The sequence below is a fragment of the Paenarthrobacter sp. 4246 genome, assembly GCF_040546855.1.
Lineage (GTDB): Bacteria > Actinomycetota > Actinomycetes > Actinomycetales > Micrococcaceae > Arthrobacter.
The window spans coordinates 105862-123291 of record NZ_JBEPOP010000014.1; the positions used below are offsets into that span (position 1 = coordinate 105862).

Consider the following 17430-nt stretch of genomic DNA (forward strand, 5'->3'; position numbering starts at 1 on the left):
GTTTCAGATTCCATCCTAGGGAAGTTGGGGCTTCCCTTGTTGAACGCCTAGAAGCGTCCGTGCGTCGAAGCCACGGGGCAATCGAAGCCGCGGCCTGCTGCCAGGCCTACGTCATTGAGGTATCTGACCACGATGCCGTAGGACTGCATCAACGTGGTCTCCGTGTAGGAAATGGAGTGCTTGGCGCAGAACTCGCGGACGATCTTTGTGGCCTTGTACAAATGGGGGCGAGCCATGTCCGGGAACAAGTGGTGCTCCACCTGGCGGTTGAGTCCACCCAGGAGGAAGTCCATGAAGAGACCACCGGAGATATTGCGCGAGGTCAGGATCTGGCGGTTGAGGAAGTCCACGCGGCTGTCCTTGGGGAGGACGGGCATGCCCTTGTGGTTCGGGGCGAACGAGGCTCCCATGTAGAAGCCGTAAACCATGATCTGGACGCCAAGGAAGGCGAACGCCATGCCGATGGGCAGGAAGGTGAAGGCCAGGACCGGGAGGGCGGCAAGCCTGGTCACGAGGATGGGCGTCTCCACCCAGCGGTGACGTACTTTCTGCTTGCCGAAGACGAAGCGAAGGGAGTCGAACTGCAGGCTCAAGCCCAGGAGCGTCAGGAGCGGGAAGAAGAACCAGCCCTGCTTCTTGGTGAGGAAAGCCAAGCGGCCTTTGCGTTCGGCTGCAGCGTCCTCATAGAACACCAAGGCGTTGTTCCGGATGTCCGGGTCCTTGGAGATGACGTTGGGGTGGTTGTGGTGGGCTCCGTGCTTCTGTTCCCACCAGGAATAGCTGATGCCGGCAACTCCTGTGGCCAGGAGACGGGCTGACCAATCGTTGGCACGCCGGGAAGCGAAGATCTGCTTGTGACCTGCCTCGTGGGCAAGGAAGCTCAGTTGCGTGCACAGGATGCCCACGGCGGCGGCGATCAGGAGCTGGTACCAGGAATCGCCGATCAGTGCGAAGCCGAGCCAGGTGCCGGCCATGAGCAGTGCCAGGGCCACGAAGACCCAGATGTAGAAGCCGCTACGGCGTTCCAGGAGTCCGGCTGCCTTGACGCTCTTGAGAAGCTCCGAGTAGCTCTGGACGACGGGATTGGGTTGAATTGCGCGAGCTTTGGGGCGCTCAGCGGTGGACGTGGGTGACATAAATGTGCCCCGTATCGCTAACGGGCAACGCTGCAGCCGACGTTCGGACTGCACGGTCTGGATCACCCTCCACTAAGCATACGGCCAATCTCCAAAATAATGAGACTGCTCACAAGCGCATGCATAAATATCGGACAGCGTGAATATTCTTGCTGTACAGTGGAGTCATGACTATTTCTGTTGCGGTCTCCGGTGCCAGCGGCTACGCCGGGGGAGAAGTGTTGCGCCTGCTGGCAGGCCATCCGAACGTCACCATCGGCGCCATCACAGCTCACAGCAACGCCGGTTCCAGACTAGGGGAGTTGCAGCCGCATCTCCACGGTTTGGCCAGCAGGATTCTGGAAGACACCACGGTGGAGAACCTGTCCGGCCATGACGTTGTGTTCCTGGCGTTGCCACACGGCGCTTCGGCCGAGATCGCTGCCCAGCTGCCTGAGGGGACTGTAGTGATCGACGCCGGTGCCGACCACCGCTTGCAGGACTCCGCGGCATGGGAAAAGTTCTACGGATCTGCCCACGCAGGAACATGGCCTTATGGACTGCCTGAACTGCCCGGTCAGCGGGAAGCCCTCAAGGGCGCCACCCGCATCGCAGTGCCGGGTTGCTACCCGACGTCGGCCCTGCTGGCCTTGACGCCTGGGTTCGCCAACAAGCTCCTCCTGACGGACGACGTCGTGATTGTTTCTGCCTCGGGTACCTCCGGTGCCGGCAAGGCGGCCAAGGTGAATTTGATCGGTGCCGAAGTCATGGGTTCCATGAGCCCGTACGGCGTGGGTGGCGGACATCGCCACACGCCGGAGATTGAACAGGGACTCTCCAATGCGGCCGGTGAACCGGTATCGGTCTCCTTCACGCCCACGTTGGTTCCCATGAGCCGGGGCATCCTGACAACGGCCACCGCTAAGGCAGGGCATGGCGTGACTGAGGCTGAACTGCGCCAGGCCTGGGCAGACGCCTACGACGACGAACCGTTCGTGCACCTCCTTCCCGAAGGCCAATGGCCCACCACCAAGTCAGTGCAGGGTTCCAACCACGCCGTGATGCAGTTGGCATTGGACCAACACACGGGCCGCGTGATCGTCACGTGCGCCATCGACAACCTCACCAAGGGGACCGCCGGCGGAGCCGTGCAGTCCATGAACATTGCCCTCGGCCTGGATGAAACCGCCGGCCTGAACCTGCAGGGAGTTGCACCGTGACCATTACCGCACCCAAGGGATTCCGCGCCGCCGGCGTCAAAGCCGGCATCAAGGCCTCAGGCAACCCGGACCTGGCCCTGGTAGTCAATGACGGGCCGCAAAAGTCCGCAGCTGCCGTATTTACCTCCAACCGCGTAGCTGCTGCGCCGGTTCACTGGTCACGCCAGGTAGTCAGCGATGGCCGTGTGGACGCCGTCGTCTTGAACTCCGGTGGTGCCAACGCCTGCACCGGCCCCCAGGGCTTCCAGAACACCCACGCCACGGCAGAGAAGGTGGCGGACGTGCTGGGCGTTTCCGCTTCCGACGTCGTGGTGTGCTCCACAGGCCTGATCGGTGAGCAGCTGCCCATGGACAAGATTCTTACTGGTGTTGATGCGGCTTTCCGTGAATTGTCGGAAGATGGCGGCACCGCTGCCGCCACGGCCATCATGACCACTGACAGCGTGTCCAAGGAAGCCGTCTTCACCGGCACTGATGCCCAGGGCAAGCAGTTCACTGTGGGAGGCATCGCCAAGGGTGCCGGCATGTTGGCGCCGGGCCTGGCGACGATGCTGGTGGTCCTGACCACCGACGCTGAGGTTCCTGCGAATGAGCTCGACGTCGTCCTCCGCGACGCTACGCGCGTCACCTTTGACCGCGCGGACTCGGATGGCTGCATGTCCACCAACGACACCGTGGTGCTGCTGGCATCCGGCGCCTCCGAGGCTCTGCCGTCTGCCGAGCAGTTGAGCGAAGCGGTCACCAACGTCTGCGCCGAACTTGCACGCAAGCTCATCGGTGATGCCGAAGGCGCCAGCCACGACATCGCGATCCGGACCTTCAACGCCGCAAGCGAACGCGACGCCGAAATCGTCAGCCGTAGTGTTGCCCGCTCCAACCTGTTCAAAGCTGCCATCTTTGGCAAGGATCCCAACTGGGGCCGCGTGCTCTCGGCTGTGGGGACCACAGATGCTGTTTTCGAGGCGGACCAGCTCAACGTCGCCATGAACGGTGTGCAGATTTGCCGCAACGGCGCTATCGGCGATGACCGCAACCTGGTAGACCTGGAGCCGCGCGAAGTTTTGGTCGAGATTGACCTGCAGGCCGGCGACGCTGAAGCGACCATCTGGACCAACGACCTCACGCATGACTACGTGCATGAGAACAGCGCCTACTCGAGCTGAGCTAATGACAATGACTGCGCATACCCGCGAAACCACCTCCACGGGCCATGTCTCGGCCAAGGCAGCCCAGGACAAGGCCGGCACGCTGATCGAAGCCCTGCCGTGGATCCAACGATTCGCCGGCACCACCATGGTGATCAAGTACGGCGGCAACGCCATGGTCAACGACGACCTCCGCCGTGCCTTTGCTGAAGACATCGTGTTCCTCCACCACGTGGGCATCCACCCCGTGGTAGTTCATGGCGGAGGCCCCCAGATCAACTCCATGCTCGGCCGCCTCGGCATCGAGTCGGAGTTCAAGGGTGGACTGCGCGTCACCACACCCGAGGCCATGGACGTGGTCCGCATGGTCCTGACGGGGCAGGTTGGCCGTGAACTCGTAGGGCTCATCAACTCCCACGGTCCTTATGCCGTCGGCATGTCCGGCGAGGATGGTGGGCTGCTGCGCGCCGTCCGCACGGGCACCGTGGTTGATGGCGAAGAAGTGGACCTCGGCCTGGTGGGCGAAGTGGTGGGCGTGGATCCCGCCGGCATCACGGACATTCTCGACGCCGGCCGCATCCCCGTGATTTCAACCGTGGCCCCGGAGATCGTGGACGACGGAAACGGCTTCCAGACCACCGGACAGGTGTTGAACGTCAACGCCGACACCGCAGCTGCCGCCGTCGCCTCCGCCCTTGGTGCCAGCAAACTGGTCATCCTCACGGACGTCGAAGGCCTCTATGCCAACTGGCCGGACAAATCGTCGTTGATCTCTTCGCTGACAGCCTCGGAACTCCGCGAAATGGTGCCCCGCCTCGAATCGGGAATGATCCCCAAAATGGCCGCCTGCCTGAAGGCCATCGACGAAGGCGTGGAGCGGGCACACATTGTGGACGGCCGCCTGCCGCACTCGATGTTGTTGGAAACGTTCACGACGGCGGGCATCGGCACCCAAGTAGTACCCGACGAGGAAGTGAACGCATGAGCACCGAACTGAGCCATACAGCCGAAAGCCGCAGCAGCGATGGGGGGCGGCTGGGGACGGAAGGGGCCCCCATTGCTGCGGAGACCGCCGCAACCGCGCTCGTTTCCCAGAGCTCAGGCGCTGACTGGCTGGCCCGTTACTCGTCCTCGCTGATGGGTGTCTTCGGCACGCCCCAGCGGGTCCTGGTCCGGGGTGCGGGCTGCCTCGTGTGGGATGCGGACGGCAAGGAATACCTTGACCTCCTGGGCGGCATCGCCGTTAACGCCCTGGGCCACGCGCACCCTTTCGTCACCTCCGTGATTTCCAGCCAACTGGCCACGCTCGGGCACGTTTCGAACTTCTTCACGAGCCCCACGCAGATCGCCCTCGCTGAAAAGCTCCTCGCAATCAGCAAGGCACCGGCTGGTTCCAAGGTGTTTTTCGCGAACTCCGGCACGGAAGCCAACGAAGCCGCGTTCAAGCTGGCACGCAGGAACAACTCCGACGGGAAGCGCACCAAGATCATCGCTTTGGAAGGTGCCTTCCACGGCCGCAGCATGGGTGCTTTGGCGCTCACGTCCAAAGAGGCCTACCGTGCGCCGTTTGAACCACTGCCCGGTGGTGTGGTCCACATTCCGTTCGGTGACATCGAGGCCCTGCGTGCCGCCGTCGACGATTCCACTGCTGCCGTGTTCCTGGAACCGATCCAAGGCGAAGCCGGCGTACGGCCACTGAGTGCCGAATACCTGCAGGCTGCCCGCGAGGCGACCACCGACGCTGGTGCGCTGCTGATCCTGGATGAGGTCCAGACCGGCATCGGACGTACCGGGAAATGGCTCGCCAGTGAAGATGCGGGCATCGTGCCCGACGCCGTGACGCTCGCCAAGGGTCTTGGCGGCGGGTTCCCGGTGGGTGCCCTTGTCACCTTCGGAAATACGACGTCGGCCCTGCTCACCGCAGGGCAGCACGGCACCACTTTCGGCGGAAACCCGGTGGCTACGGCCGCCGCGCTGGCCACGCTGCACGCCATCGAAAGCCAAGGTGTCCTGCGGAACGTGCTGAGCGTCGGAGCCCATCTGCGCGAAGGGCTGGCTGCCGTCGATGCTGTCACTGAAGTCCGCGGCGAGGGCCTGCTGATTGGCTTCGATGTGAACGCCGACGTCGCACCTGCCATGGTGACCGCAGCTTTGGATGCAGGCTTCATCATCAACAGTCCGGGCCCGCGGACCATCCGCCTCGCCCCTCCGCTGATCCTGACCACCGAGCAGGCCGACCGGTTCCTGTCAGCCCTGCCCGCCTTGATCGCCACGGCTACCGCCCAGACCGCTAAGGACGCACAGTGAGCACGTCAACCACCCGCCACTTCCTCAAAGACACGGACCTGAGCCCCGCCGAGCAGGCTGAGGTCCTGGAACTCGCTGTCCGGATGAAGGCCGCGCCTTACAGCGTGCAGCCCTTCGCCGCAGAGGGCAACAGCCGCAAGACCGTGGCCGTGATCTTTGACAAGACCTCCACCCGCACCCGCGTCTCGTTCGCCACGGGCATCGCAGACATGGGCGGCAACGCATTGATTATCAACCCGGGTGAAGCGCAGATCGGACATAAGGAATCCGTGGAGGACACTGCCAAGGTCCTGGAGCGCATGGTGTCCACCATTGTGTGGCGGACCGGTGCGCACGCCGGCCTGGTGGCGATGGCGGAAAACTCCAAGGTCCCCGTCATCAATGCCCTGTGCGACGATTACCATCCCTGCCAGCTCCTGGCCGACCTTCTGGCCGTCAAGGAACACAAGGGCGAGCTGGCCGGATTGAGCATGGCGTACCTGGGCGATGCCGCCAATAACATGGCCAACTCGTACCTCCTTGCAGGCGTGACAGCCGGGATGCACGTTCGCATCTCCGGGCCGGAGGGCTATCTCCCTGCCGCGGAGATTGTTGCCGCTGCAGAGGAACGCGCTGCGGAGACCGGCGGTTCGGTACTCATCACCAGCGATGCTGCCGAGGCCCTCAAAGGCGCCGACGTCGTTGCAACAGACACCTGGGTTTCCATGGGCCAGGAGTCCGAAAAGGAAGCACGGATGCAACTCTTCCGTGAATATTCCGTGGACGAGGCCGCCATGGCGCAAGCTGCGCCGGACGCCGTCGTGCTTCACTGCCTTCCCGCTTACCGCGGCTACGAGATTTCGGCGGACGTCATCGACGGCCCGCAGTCGATCGTGTGGGACGAGGCGGAAAACCGCCTCCACGCCCAGAAGGCGCTCATGGCATGGTTGATGCACCGCTCGGGACTTGCTTTCGTGGAGGGCCTTTCACCAGTTGAAGGTACCGGGGAGAGCACGTTCTAGTGTCCACCAACCCGTCCGTGCCGGGCGCCAGCCCAGCCACCAAGACTGCCCGCCAGGCGCGCATCACCGCGATCCTGACGGGTGAGTCGGTGCGCTCCCAGGCAGAGCTTGCAGCCCTGCTGGCGGACGACGGCGTCCAGGTCACCCAGGCCACGTTATCCAGGGACCTCGTGGAGTTGGGCGCAGTCCGGGTCCGCGGAAAGGAAGGCGCGTTGGTTTACGCGGTTCCGGGGGAGGGCGGCGACCGCAACGCCAAGAGCGGCGTGACCCAGGAGATTCTGGATGCACGGCTGACGCGGTTGTGCGGCGAACTCCTTGTCACCGCGGAGGCCTCGGGCAATATCGTGGTCCTTCGCACCCCGCCGGGCGCGGCAAACTTCCTGGCACTGGCCGTGGACCACTCGGTGATGCCCTCTGTATTGGGTACGATCGCAGGCGACGACACTTTGCTGTTGGTCGCCCGGGATCCCGATGGCGGGGCGGAACTGGCGGCGCGTTTCCTGCGCATGGCCGAAGAAGCCGGGCCGGCCAACCAATAGATTTTCCAAACATTGATTCACACCAGCATTGATTCGAATGAACCAAGCAACAACAAAGGAGCACTCTCGTGACTGAGCGCATTGTTCTGGCCTACTCCGGTGGCCTTGATACTTCCGTAGCCATCGGCTGGATCGGCGAAGCCACCGGCGCCGAGGTCATCGCTGTGGCCGTCGACGTCGGACAGGGCGGCGAGTCCCTGGAGACCATCCGCCAGCGCGCCCTCGGTTGCGGCGCCGTCGAGGCCTACGTAGCCGACGCCCGCGACGAGTTCGCCAACGAGTACGCCATGCCCACCTTGAAGGCCAACGCCCTCTACCAGGGCCACTACCCGCTGGTTTCGGCCATCTCCCGTCCGGTCATCGTGAAGCACCTCGTGAAGGCTGCCCGCGAATTCGGCGCCACCACCGTTGCCCACGGCTGCACCGGCAAGGGCAACGACCAGGTCCGTTTTGAAGTCGGCATCCAGACCCTCGGCCCGGACCTGAAGTGCATCGCACCGGTTCGCGACCTTGCCCTGACCCGCGACAAGGCCATCGCCTTCGCCGAGGAAAAGGGACTGCCGATCGAGACCACCAAGAAGAACCCGTACTCGATCGACCAGAACGTCTGGGGACGCGCCGTTGAGACCGGTTACCTCGAGGACATCTGGAACGCTCCCACCAAGGACATCTACGACTACACGGCCACCCCGGAATTCCCGCCGGCACCGGACGAGGTCACCATCTCCTTCCAGGCCGGCGTGCCGGTAGCGATCGACGGCGTCAAAGTCACCCCTCTGCAGGCCATCCAGGAACTGAACCGCCGTGCAGGCGCCCAGGGCGTTGGCCGCATCGACGTCGTCGAGGACCGCCTTGTTGGCATCAAGTCCCGCGAAATCTACGAGGCCCCGGGTGCCATGGCGCTGATCACCGCGCACAAGCACCTCGAGGACATCACCATCGAGCGCGAGCAGGCCCGCTTCAAGGCCACCGTTGGTCAGCGCTGGTCCGAGCTGGTGTACGACGGACAGTGGTTCTCCCCGCTGAAGCGCTCCTTGGACGCTTTCATCGAGGACACGCAGCAATACGTTTCCGGTGACATCCGTATGGTCCTCCATGGTGGCCAGGCAGTAGTCAACGGTCGTCGCTCCGAGACCTCGCTGTACGACTTCGATCTCGCCACCTACGACACCGGCGACACCTTCGACCAGTCCATGGCACGTGGCTTCATCGAGCTGTGGGGCATGTCCTCCAAGGTTGCCTCGGGCCGCGACCTGCGCGTCGCAGGGCAGTGAGTCCTCAGCAGGGCCCCGGGACGCAGGGGTCCCCGGCCGAGCGGAGCGAGGTTGGGGAGCGTTCAGGGACAAACGAAGGTGCACTGTGGGGCGGCCGGTTCGCCGGCGGCCCGGCAGATGCGCTGGCTGCTCTGAGCAAGTCCACCCACTTTGACTGGCGGCTCGCCCGCTACGACATCGCCGGCTCAAAGGCCCACGCCCGTGTGCTCGCCAAAGCAGGTTTACTGGACGATGCCGAGCTCGAAGGCATGCTTTCCGCCCTCACTCAGCTGGACGAGGACGTCGCGAGCGGTGCCTACCAGCCGGCCGAGAGCGACGAGGATGTTCACGGTTCCCTGGAACGTGGCCTGATTGAGCGCGCCGGAACCCAACTGGGCGGCAAGCTCCGTGCCGGCCGCTCACGCAACGACCAGGTGGCAACCCTGGGCCGCATGTTCCTGCGTGACCACGCCCGGATCATTGCCCGCGGTGTACTGGCCACCATCGACGCCCTGGTGGAGCAGGCCAAGGCCCACCAAGGCGTTGCCATGCCGGGCCGCACACACCTGCAGCACGCCCAGCCGGTGTTGCTGAGCCACCACCTCCTGGCTCATGCCTGGGCTTTGCTGCGCGACGTGCAACGGCTCCAGGACTGGGACAAGCGCGCCGGCGTTTCGCCGTACGGTTCCGGTGCCTTGGCGGGTTCATCGCTTGGCTTGGATCCCGAGGCTGTTGCTGCTGACCTCGGATTCTTCTCGGCCGTCCACAACTCGATCGATGGCACCGCTTCCCGCGATGTCTTCGCCGAGTTCGCCTGGGTGTGTTCCATGATTGGCGTGGACCTGTCCCGGATCTCCGAGGAAGTCATCTTCTGGGCCACCAAGGAGTTCTCCTTTGTCACGCTGCATGACTCGTACTCCACGGGGTCCTCGATCATGCCGCAAAAGAAGAACCCGGACGTCGCTGAGCTCGCCCGTGGCAAGGCAGGACGGCTTATCGGCAACCTGACCGGTCTACTGGCAACCCTGAAGGGACTGCCGCTCGCGTACAACCGCGATCTGCAGGAGGACAAGGAACCGGTCTTCGACGCCGCCGACACCCTGGAGCTCTTGCTTCCGGCCGTGTCCGGCATGATCGCCACGTTGAAGTTCAATACTGAGCGCATGGAATCACTGGCCCCGCAGGGCTTCGCGCTGGCTACGGATATCGCAGAATGGCTCGTCCGCCAGGGCGTACCCTTCCGTGAGGCCCACGAGCTCTCCGGTGCTGCCGTCAAGCAGGCCGAAGGCCGTGGCGTTGAGCTGTGGGACCTGACGGACGAGGAATACGCAGCGATCTCGGAGCACCTGACTCCCGAGGTCCGCAGCGTCCTCAGCACCGAAGGTTCGCTCAACAGCCGCAACTCTCAGGGCGGAACGGCACCAGCCGCCGTCGAACGCCAACTGACGGCGCTCCAAGCGGAACTGGACGCAGTGCGTTCCTACGCCAGCTAAACCACGCGCGGGACGGCACGTCGCGGCCATGCCTTCGGGCAGGGCATCGCGAGGTGCCGTCCCGCTGTGCGTTAACATGGCGCTATGACTCAGATCACCCCCGATGCGTTGCCCGCAGAGCTTCACAAAGCCGCCGGCACCGTCACCCGCCTCCTCGCCAAACTGGACGACTCATCCGTCGCTGAACCGTCGGAGCTTCCAGGCTGGACCCGGGGTCACGTCCTCGCCCACCTTGCCGGGATCTCCAACGCCATGGCCCGGCAACTTGAGTACGCGCGCCGTGGCGAAACCGGGGAACTGTACGACGGCGGCATGGACGGCCGTAACAAGGCCATCGCACTCGCGGCGGGGCACAGCCTCGCGCAGCACACGGAGGCCGTCACCACCGCCGTTGATGCGGCGATTGCCGCGTTCGATGCCTTGAGCCCGGAGGACTGGCAGGCGCGTATCGCCTACCGGGATGGGACAGTGTTCGACGGCGGCCTGGCCCTATGGCGCGAATTGACCATCCATGCCTCGGACCTGGGTTTGGGGTTCGGGCCGGAGACGTGGAACAGGCCCTTCTGCGAACATCTGATCGGCTTCCTCGCCGCACGTGTCCCGGACACGTACAAATTCGTTCTGCAGCCCACCGGCCTGCCTCAGAGGACCATCGGCAGCGGCGGCACCTCCATCGCGATTACCGGCATGCTGACCGACATCGCCGCGTGGCTTGCGGGCCGGGAGCCCAGCCTGGGCAGCCTGCGCGCGACTGCGGCCGCCGACGGCGTGGACCTGCCGGACCTGCTGCCCTGGCCGGCACCCCAGACCGCCGCCCGCTGAGACCCGCACGCTCTCTCACGTCCCTCGTGTTTGGGGCGGTCGCTCTCTCACGTCCCTCGTGTTTGGGCCGGTCGCTCTCTCACGTCCCTCGTGTTTGGGCCGGTCGCTCTCTCACGGGGGAACTGATTGCTTCGGAGTTTCTCCGCCGCCGCCCGCCACAGGTGCATGGTGGCATACGAACGCCACGGGCTGACCTCCCTGAAATCGGCGCTGAGCCCAGTGCCGGCCGACAAGACCTTCAGACCGTTCCGGACCGCGGCGTCGTTGGCCAGGAAAATATCCGGAGCGCCGAGGACGCGCATTGCCACGTAGCCAACAGTCCATGGCCCCACTCCGGGTAAGGGGAGCAGCTTGCTTTCGAGGCTGGTGGGATCGTCGCCGTAGCCGAAATCAAGTGCTCCGCTGGCCATGGCTTCGGCCGCAGCCACGATGGAGTCGATCCGGCGCTGAGGTCCACGGAGGAGCGCTCGCCCGTGTTCGGCGACTTCAGCCGCTGTTGGAAACAAGCGCTCCAAACCGGGGATGGCGCCATCCACGGGGGATCCAGCAGCAGACAGCTGAGTGAGGGCCGTTCGCGCGGCAGCTACGGTGATTTGCTGCCCGATCATGGCCCGGATGAGTAGTTCGTGGGGATCCACAGCCCCCGGCACACGTATTCCCTGGATCGCAGTCACACTGGCAGTCAGCCGCGTATCCGTTGCCAGAGCATCATCGATTGCCTGAGGATCCGCGTCGACGTCGAACAACCTCCGGACCCGGCTCAAGAGTGCCGGGAGATCGTGGAGGTCCACCACCGCAGCTGTGAGTTGCAAGGGTTTGCCGGGAGCTGAGGGGTGGTACGAGACAGAGAAGGAGGCACTGCCCCGCGGCAGGCGTAGGGTGCGGGCGTAAGTCCTGCTTCCATCTGTGCCCGTTGCGTCCTTTAAGGTGCTCGCCGTTTCGATGCCCGGCACTGCGCGTACTGACAGGAAATCGAAAATGCCCGGATCGAAAGGCTCCCTGTAAGGAAGGTTCAGCGTCAAGGCCGCAGGGGCGTGCACCGCAGCCACGGTACCCCGGTGTTGCCCGGACTTGGCCCCGGTGGCGCGCACCGCCGTCGGGGTCATCGCGAACACTTCGCCAATGGTGTCGTTGAATTGCCGCACGCTGTTGAACCCCGACGCGAACGCAACGTCGGCAAGGAGCATGTCGGTGGAAACCAACAAGGTCCTGGCGGTTTGTGCCCGGCTGGCACGTGCCAGCGATAGTGGACCGGCGCCAAGTTCATTGCTGAGGATGCGGTTGAGTTGCCGCGCGGAGTAACCCAACCGGTGGGCGAGGCCGTCGACGCCCTCGCGGGTGATCACGCCGTCGTTGATCAGCCGCATGGCCCGGCCGGCTATATCCGATCGGATGTTCCAGGCGGGAGTTCCCGGCACAGCTTCGGGCAGGCATCGCTTGCAGGCGCGGTACCCGGCTTCATGGGCAGCGGCCGAGGTTTCGTAGAACGTGACGTTCTCGGCTTTGGGTGTTCTGGCGGGGCACGATGGCCGGCAATAGATGCCTGTGGAACTGACGGCCGTGAAGAACTGCCCATCGAACCGTGTGTCCCGGGCGTCGATTGCCCGGTAGCGCTGCCAGAAGTCCATGGCTTCATCCTGCCAGCCGGCCGAGGCCGCTGCTAGCGGAAATCGGACATGGGCGTTGGGAGTTTGTTAGGGTCTGGGCATGGGATCGTTCAGGGAAAACGGAATCGGTCACCCCGACGACGTGCGCAGTTTTCTCCAGGGCGACGCTCGCGTCATCGCCCCATTGATCCTGGGCGCTGTCCTCACCCATCACTCCGACGCCGGCCCAGTCTCCGTGAGGCTTACGGAGGTGGAGGCCTATATGGGCCCGCGCGGCTCGGAACACCCTGACCCCGGATCACACACTTTCGGTGGCCCTACGGCCCGTAATGCGCCCATGTTTGGGCCACCCGGATTCCTCTACGTCTACTTCACCTACGGGATGCACTATTGCGCGAACATCGTCTGCGGGCCGGACGGATTCGCATCCGCGCTGCTCCTGAGGGCAGGAGAAATTGTGGACGGGGACGAGCTCGCTGCCGTCCGCAGACCAGCCTCCAAAGCGCACAAGGACCTCGCCAGCGGACCGGCCCGGCTCGCCTCCGCGTTGGGACTCACGACGGCGGACACTGGGCGTGACGCACTAGCTTCACCATTCAGCTTGTGGTTGCCGGCGACGCCCCCACCCGCCGTCGCCAGCGGACCGCGGGTGGGCGTAGCGGGTCCGGGCGGAACCACGGAATATCCTTGGCGTTTTTGGATTGAAGACGATCCAACGGTGTCGCGGTACAAGGCCGCGCGGCCCCGAAATCGGGTCGTTCCGCAATAACCGTCCCACCACATGACTTGTACCCCCCGCGTTTACCAAAATCGCTGTAGAATGGACGGTCTGTCTTTTGCGATAGGGGTTACGGTTCGATGCACGACGCTGATTTGGTCCACGAGCAGGAATATGTGGCCGGGCTGTACGCCCGGCTCGATGAGCTGCGCGCTGAAAAGCGCGCCCAGCTGGCGCAGGTGCGCAAGGCCGGCGCGGTGGGAACCATGCAGAACGTTTCCGAACGTGACGCGTTCGCGGCCCTGTACGAAGACCGCCTTGCCCAGCTCGACGCCGTCGACGACCGCTTGGTCTTCGGCCGCCTTGATCTTGACTCCGGTGAAGCACAATACATCGGACGCATTGGTCTCTCTACGGCCGACCTCCAGCGGCTGATGGTCGACTGGCGTGCGCCCGAAGCCGGGCATTTCTACCAAGCCACGGCGTTCGACCGTCAAGGCGTGCGCCGCCGTCGCCACCTGATCCTTCAGGGGCGCGACGTGAAAGCGATTGAAGACGATGTCCTTGACGCGGGGATGCTTGCAGACAACGACTCTCTCCAAGGTGAAGGCGCACTGCTCGCAGCACTGAACTCCAAGCGCACGGGCCGTATGTCGGACATCGTGGGCACCATTCAGTCTGAGCAGGACCGCATCATCCGCTCCTCCATCTCCGGCGCATTGGTGGTCCAAGGCGGTCCCGGAACGGGAAAGACCGCTGTTGCCCTGCACCGTGCTGCCTATCTGCTGTACACGCACCGCGAACGGCTGAAGAGCGCCGGCGTGTTGCTCGTTGGACCGTCGTCCTCCTTCATGCACTACATCGAACGCGTACTGCCATCACTCGGCGAGACCGGCGTAGTCATGGCAAGCCTTGGCCGCCTGATGCCCGGCATCAACGCCATCCCCGAGGAAGACGCCGACGTTGCCGCACTCAAGGGCAAATTGGACATGGCCAAGGTGGTGGCCAACGCCGTCGCGAACCGCCAACGGACGCCGGCTGAGGACCGCATCCTCGAAGTCGATTCACGGAAGCTCACGCTGACTGTCCGCCAGGTCCGCCGTGCCCGTGAAAAGGCCCGTGCCACAGGAAAGCCCCACAACGAAGCGCGGCTCACGTTCGTGAAGATCCTCCTCCGCGAGCTCACGGAACAGCTGACGGACCTCGTCGAAGAAGGCAACATCGGCAACAACGCAGATCGCGCCTACCTGGCGGAAGACGTCCGGTCGGCGAGGGACGTGCGCATTGCGCTGAACCTCTGCTGGATGCCGATGACACCGGAGAAGCTCATCTCCGAGCTCTTCAGCAAACCGGCCATCCTCGAAGCCTGCACACCGCACCTGACGCCTGAACAGCGTTCGCTGCTGCAGCGGCCCGTGGACGCGCCATGGACGGAAGCAGACGTTCCGCTGCTGGATGAGGCTGCTGAACTGTTGGGCGAACTCGACCCGGCAGCCGGCAGGGGATTGGCCCAGCAGGAGGCAGACCGCGCCCGCGACATCGCCAACGCCAAGCAGACTCTTGCCAATATGGAAGCCATGGGTGTCGACGTCCTGGTCTCGGCTGAAGAACTTGCTGACCAGAACCAGGAACGCGAGGGTCGCCTGACCGCAGCGGAACGTGCCACCAGCGACCGCTCGTGGGCTTTCGGCCACATCGTGGTTGACGAAGCCCAGGAACTTTCGCCAATGCAGTGGCGGCTCCTGGTGCGCCGCTGCCCGTTGAAGTCCTTCACGATCGTCGGTGATATCGCCCAGACGAGCGCAGCGGCAGGTGCCAATTCGTGGCAGAGCGCCTTGGCGCCGTCGTTCGGTGACCGCTGGACTCTCGAGGAACTCACCGTCAACTACCGCACGCCGTCGCAGATCGCCGAAGCCGCAGTCCGCATGGCCAACCGCGCCGGCCTGGTGGTCTCGGCTCCCAAAGCCGTGCGCGAAGGTAAATGGTCGCCCATTGTGGACCGCGTCGATGCGGACAGCATCGTGTCCCACTTGGTGGACGTCCTGCCCGAGGAAGTTGAAGCGATCGACGGCGGCCTGCTGGCTGTCATTGCCGACGGACCTCTGCTTCCGCAGGCCACCGCTGCGCTGCGGGAGGTCTACGGACGCCGTATTGGCGCGGGGGCCGGCAGCTACGAACAGGACATCGTGGTCATCAGCCCCAAGGAAGCCAAGGGCCTGGAATTCGATGGGGTGGTGGTCCTTGAACCGGCCGCCATGCTGAACCATGAGCACGGCAAGGTGGGCGACCTCTACGTCGCTATGACGCGAGCCACGCAGCGCTTGCGTCTCATTGCCGCCGCCCCGGTACCTGCGGGTATCGAGCGCTAGGAAAACGGGCCTCCGCAATCCTGCTAACTTAGATCTCGTGTCACACGTAAACAACCTCGAGTCCCAGCACAACGATCCCGCTTTTGCCAATGTCTGGCAGGAGCTCAAATGGCGCGGCCTGATCCACGTTTCAACCGATGAAACTGAACTGGAAAAGCTGCTCGCCGGGGACCCGATCACGTATTACTGTGGCTTCGATCCCACCGCGCCGTCCCTGCACCTGGGCAACCTCGTGCAGTTGCTGGTGATGCGACGCCTGCAGTTGGCAGGCCACAAACCGCTCGGCCTGGTGGGTGGGTCCACCGGCCTGATCGGTGACCCACGTCCGACGGCGGAACGCACCTTGAACACCAAGGACACCGTTGCTGAGTGGGTTGGGTACCTGCAGGGTCAGGTGCGCCGATTCCTCAGTTTCGAGGGCGAAAACCCGGCCCGCATGGTGAACAACCTGGACTGGACGGCGCCGCTGAGTGCTATCGACTTCCTGCGTGAAATCGGTAAGCACTACCGTGTGGGCACCATGCTCCGCAAGGATGCTGTAGCGTCCCGCCTGAACTCCGATGAAGGCATCAGCTACACCGAATTCAGCTACCAGATCCTGCAGGGCATGGACTACCTCCAACTCTTCCGGGATTACGGCTGCGCGCTGCAGACCGGCGGCTCTGACCAGTGGGGCAACCTCACCAGCGGAACCGAACTTATCCGCAAAGTGGAAGGCAAGAGCGTCCATGCACTGGGGACACCGCTCATCACCAACTCCGATGGCACAAAGTTCGGCAAGAGCGAAGGGAACGCCATCTGGCTGGACTCGGACATGTGCAGCCCGTACGCGTTCTACCAGTTCTGGCTGAACACGGCGGATGCGGATGTTGTGGACCGCCTCAAGGTGTTCACCTTCCTTTCGCGTGCAGAGATTGAGGCACTTGGAGAAGCTGTGGCGGAGCGTCCGTTTGCCCGCGAGGGACAGAAAAAGCTCGCTTTCGAAGTGACCTCGCTTGTTCATGGCGTCGACGCAACGGAGAAGGTCATTGCGGCGTCGGCTGCACTCTTCGGCAACGGCGATCTCACAGTCCTGGATGAGCGAACCCTTGAAGCCGCCACCGCGGAACTTCCTTTGGCGAAGATCGGCACCGACGGTTTGGGGATCATCGACCTCCTGGTTGCCTCGGGCCTGTCCGACAGCAAGTCGGCTGCCCGGCGGACCGTAGGGGAGGGCGGCGCGTACGTGAACAACACCAAGGTCTCCGATCCCGACGCAGTCATTGCCCAGGATCAGCTGCTGCACGGACGGTACCTGCTCCTTCGACGTGGCAAGAAAAACCTGGCCACGATTGAGGTTTCTGCTTAGTTCTCTTTTCCATTACGTTCCAAAAGGGCCGGCAACCGTTACGGTTGCCGGCCCTTTCTGCGATTCCGTGCATGTCATCCTCGTCGCTCTCTCATGTTCCTCGGGTTTGGGGCGGTCGCTCTCTCACGTTCCTCGGGTTTGGGGCCGTCGCTCTCTCGCGTTCCTCGGGTTTGGGGCGGATGCTCTCTCATGTTCCTCGGGTTTGGTTGGGGGTTCGACGGCGGTGGTGGGGTGGGGTTGTGTCGGTGGTTGCGGTGGGGTGGGGTTGTGTGACGGGCTTCACTTGGGCTGGTTTGGGGTGTGGTGGGGTGGTTTTGGGGTTGTTTTCCTTGTGTTTGCGGGGTTTTTGGGTGGTGTTGGGGTGGATTTGGTGTGGGGGTGTGGCGCGTGTAAAGTTGTTCGAGTCGCCGCCGCTGATGCGGAAAGATGGCGACCGACTCCCTTCAAATTGCCGGTTTCGGTGGTGCTTTTGTGTGCTGCTGGTTGGTGTGGG

General features: G+C 63.8%; 14 protein-coding genes. 12 read left to right on the plus strand and 2 right to left on the minus strand.

Annotation, left to right across the window (positions count from 1 at the left end):
* Positions 1–47 precede the first annotated feature (47 nt).
* Positions 48–1136 (minus strand): fatty acid desaturase family protein, encoded by a 1089-nt coding sequence (locus ABIE35_RS20850; protein ID WP_207597061.1) that lies wholly within the window; start codon positions 1134–1136, stop codon positions 48–50.
* Between the two features lie 167 nt (positions 1137–1303).
* Between ABIE35_RS20850 and argC the strand changes: the two genes are divergently transcribed.
* From argC to ABIE35_RS20895, 9 genes are all read left to right on the plus strand, one after another.
* Positions 1304–2335: an N-acetyl-gamma-glutamyl-phosphate reductase gene (argC, locus tag ABIE35_RS20855; RefSeq protein ID WP_354517788.1), complete on the plus strand. Its 1032-nt coding sequence runs from the start codon at positions 1304–1306 to the stop codon at positions 2333–2335.
* Positions 2332–3498, plus strand: coding sequence for a bifunctional glutamate N-acetyltransferase/amino-acid acetyltransferase ArgJ (gene argJ, locus ABIE35_RS20860; protein WP_354517789.1), 1167 nt, complete (start codon positions 2332–2334; stop codon positions 3496–3498). The genes argC and argJ overlap by 4 nt, the downstream gene beginning before the upstream one ends.
* A gap of 10 nt (positions 3499–3508) precedes the next feature.
* Positions 3509–4465: an acetylglutamate kinase gene (gene argB / locus ABIE35_RS20865; RefSeq protein WP_502921405.1), complete on the plus strand. Its 957-nt coding sequence runs from the start codon at positions 3509–3511 to the stop codon at positions 4463–4465.
* Positions 4462–5787: an acetylornithine transaminase gene (locus ABIE35_RS20870; protein ID WP_354517791.1), complete on the plus strand. Its 1326-nt coding sequence runs from the start codon at positions 4462–4464 to the stop codon at positions 5785–5787. Before argB ends, ABIE35_RS20870 begins: the two co-directional genes overlap by 4 nt.
* Positions 5784–6788, plus strand: coding sequence for an ornithine carbamoyltransferase (argF, locus tag ABIE35_RS20875; RefSeq protein WP_354517792.1), 1005 nt, complete (start codon positions 5784–5786; stop codon positions 6786–6788). The genes ABIE35_RS20870 and argF overlap by 4 nt, the downstream gene beginning before the upstream one ends.
* Positions 6788–7327 carry an arginine repressor gene (locus ABIE35_RS20880; RefSeq protein WP_089594443.1) on the plus strand — a complete coding sequence of 180 codons (540 nt, stop codon included), beginning with the start codon at positions 6788–6790 and terminating at the stop codon, positions 7325–7327. The genes argF and ABIE35_RS20880 overlap by 1 nt, the downstream gene beginning before the upstream one ends.
* 68 nt (positions 7328–7395) lie before the next feature.
* Positions 7396–8601 (plus strand): argininosuccinate synthase, encoded by a 1206-nt coding sequence (locus ABIE35_RS20885; RefSeq protein WP_354517793.1) that lies wholly within the window; start codon positions 7396–7398, stop codon positions 8599–8601.
* Positions 8598–10073 carry an argininosuccinate lyase gene (gene argH / locus ABIE35_RS20890; protein WP_354517794.1) on the plus strand — a complete coding sequence of 492 codons (1476 nt, stop codon included), beginning with the start codon at positions 8598–8600 and terminating at the stop codon, positions 10071–10073. The genes ABIE35_RS20885 and argH overlap by 4 nt, the downstream gene beginning before the upstream one ends.
* An 84-nt stretch (positions 10074–10157) precedes the next feature.
* Positions 10158–10895: a maleylpyruvate isomerase family mycothiol-dependent enzyme gene (locus ABIE35_RS20895; RefSeq protein WP_354517795.1), complete on the plus strand. Its 738-nt coding sequence runs from the start codon at positions 10158–10160 to the stop codon at positions 10893–10895.
* A gap of 47 nt (positions 10896–10942) precedes the next feature.
* On the opposite strand, the gene ABIE35_RS20900 is transcribed toward ABIE35_RS20895, so the two are convergent.
* Complete coding sequence (locus ABIE35_RS20900; protein WP_354517796.1) at positions 10943–12523, minus strand: Ada metal-binding domain-containing protein; 1581 nt, start codon at positions 12521–12523, stop codon at positions 10943–10945.
* Between the two features lie 79 nt (positions 12524–12602).
* Here ABIE35_RS20900 and ABIE35_RS20905 point away from each other — a divergent pair, with 79 nt between their 5' ends.
* From ABIE35_RS20905 to tyrS, 3 genes are all read left to right on the plus strand, one after another.
* Entirely contained in the window at positions 12603–13271 is a 669-nt protein-coding gene (locus ABIE35_RS20905; protein ID WP_354517797.1) for a DNA-3-methyladenine glycosylase, read from the plus strand.
* Positions 13272–13360: 89 nt separating this feature from the next.
* Positions 13361–15589, plus strand: coding sequence for a HelD family protein (locus tag ABIE35_RS20910; RefSeq protein WP_354517798.1), 2229 nt, complete (start codon positions 13361–13363; stop codon positions 15587–15589).
* A 37-nt stretch (positions 15590–15626) separates the two neighbouring features.
* Complete coding sequence (gene tyrS / locus ABIE35_RS20915; RefSeq protein WP_354517799.1) at positions 15627–16937, plus strand: tyrosine--tRNA ligase; 1311 nt, start codon at positions 15627–15629, stop codon at positions 16935–16937.
* Positions 16938–17430: the final 493 nt, after the last annotated feature.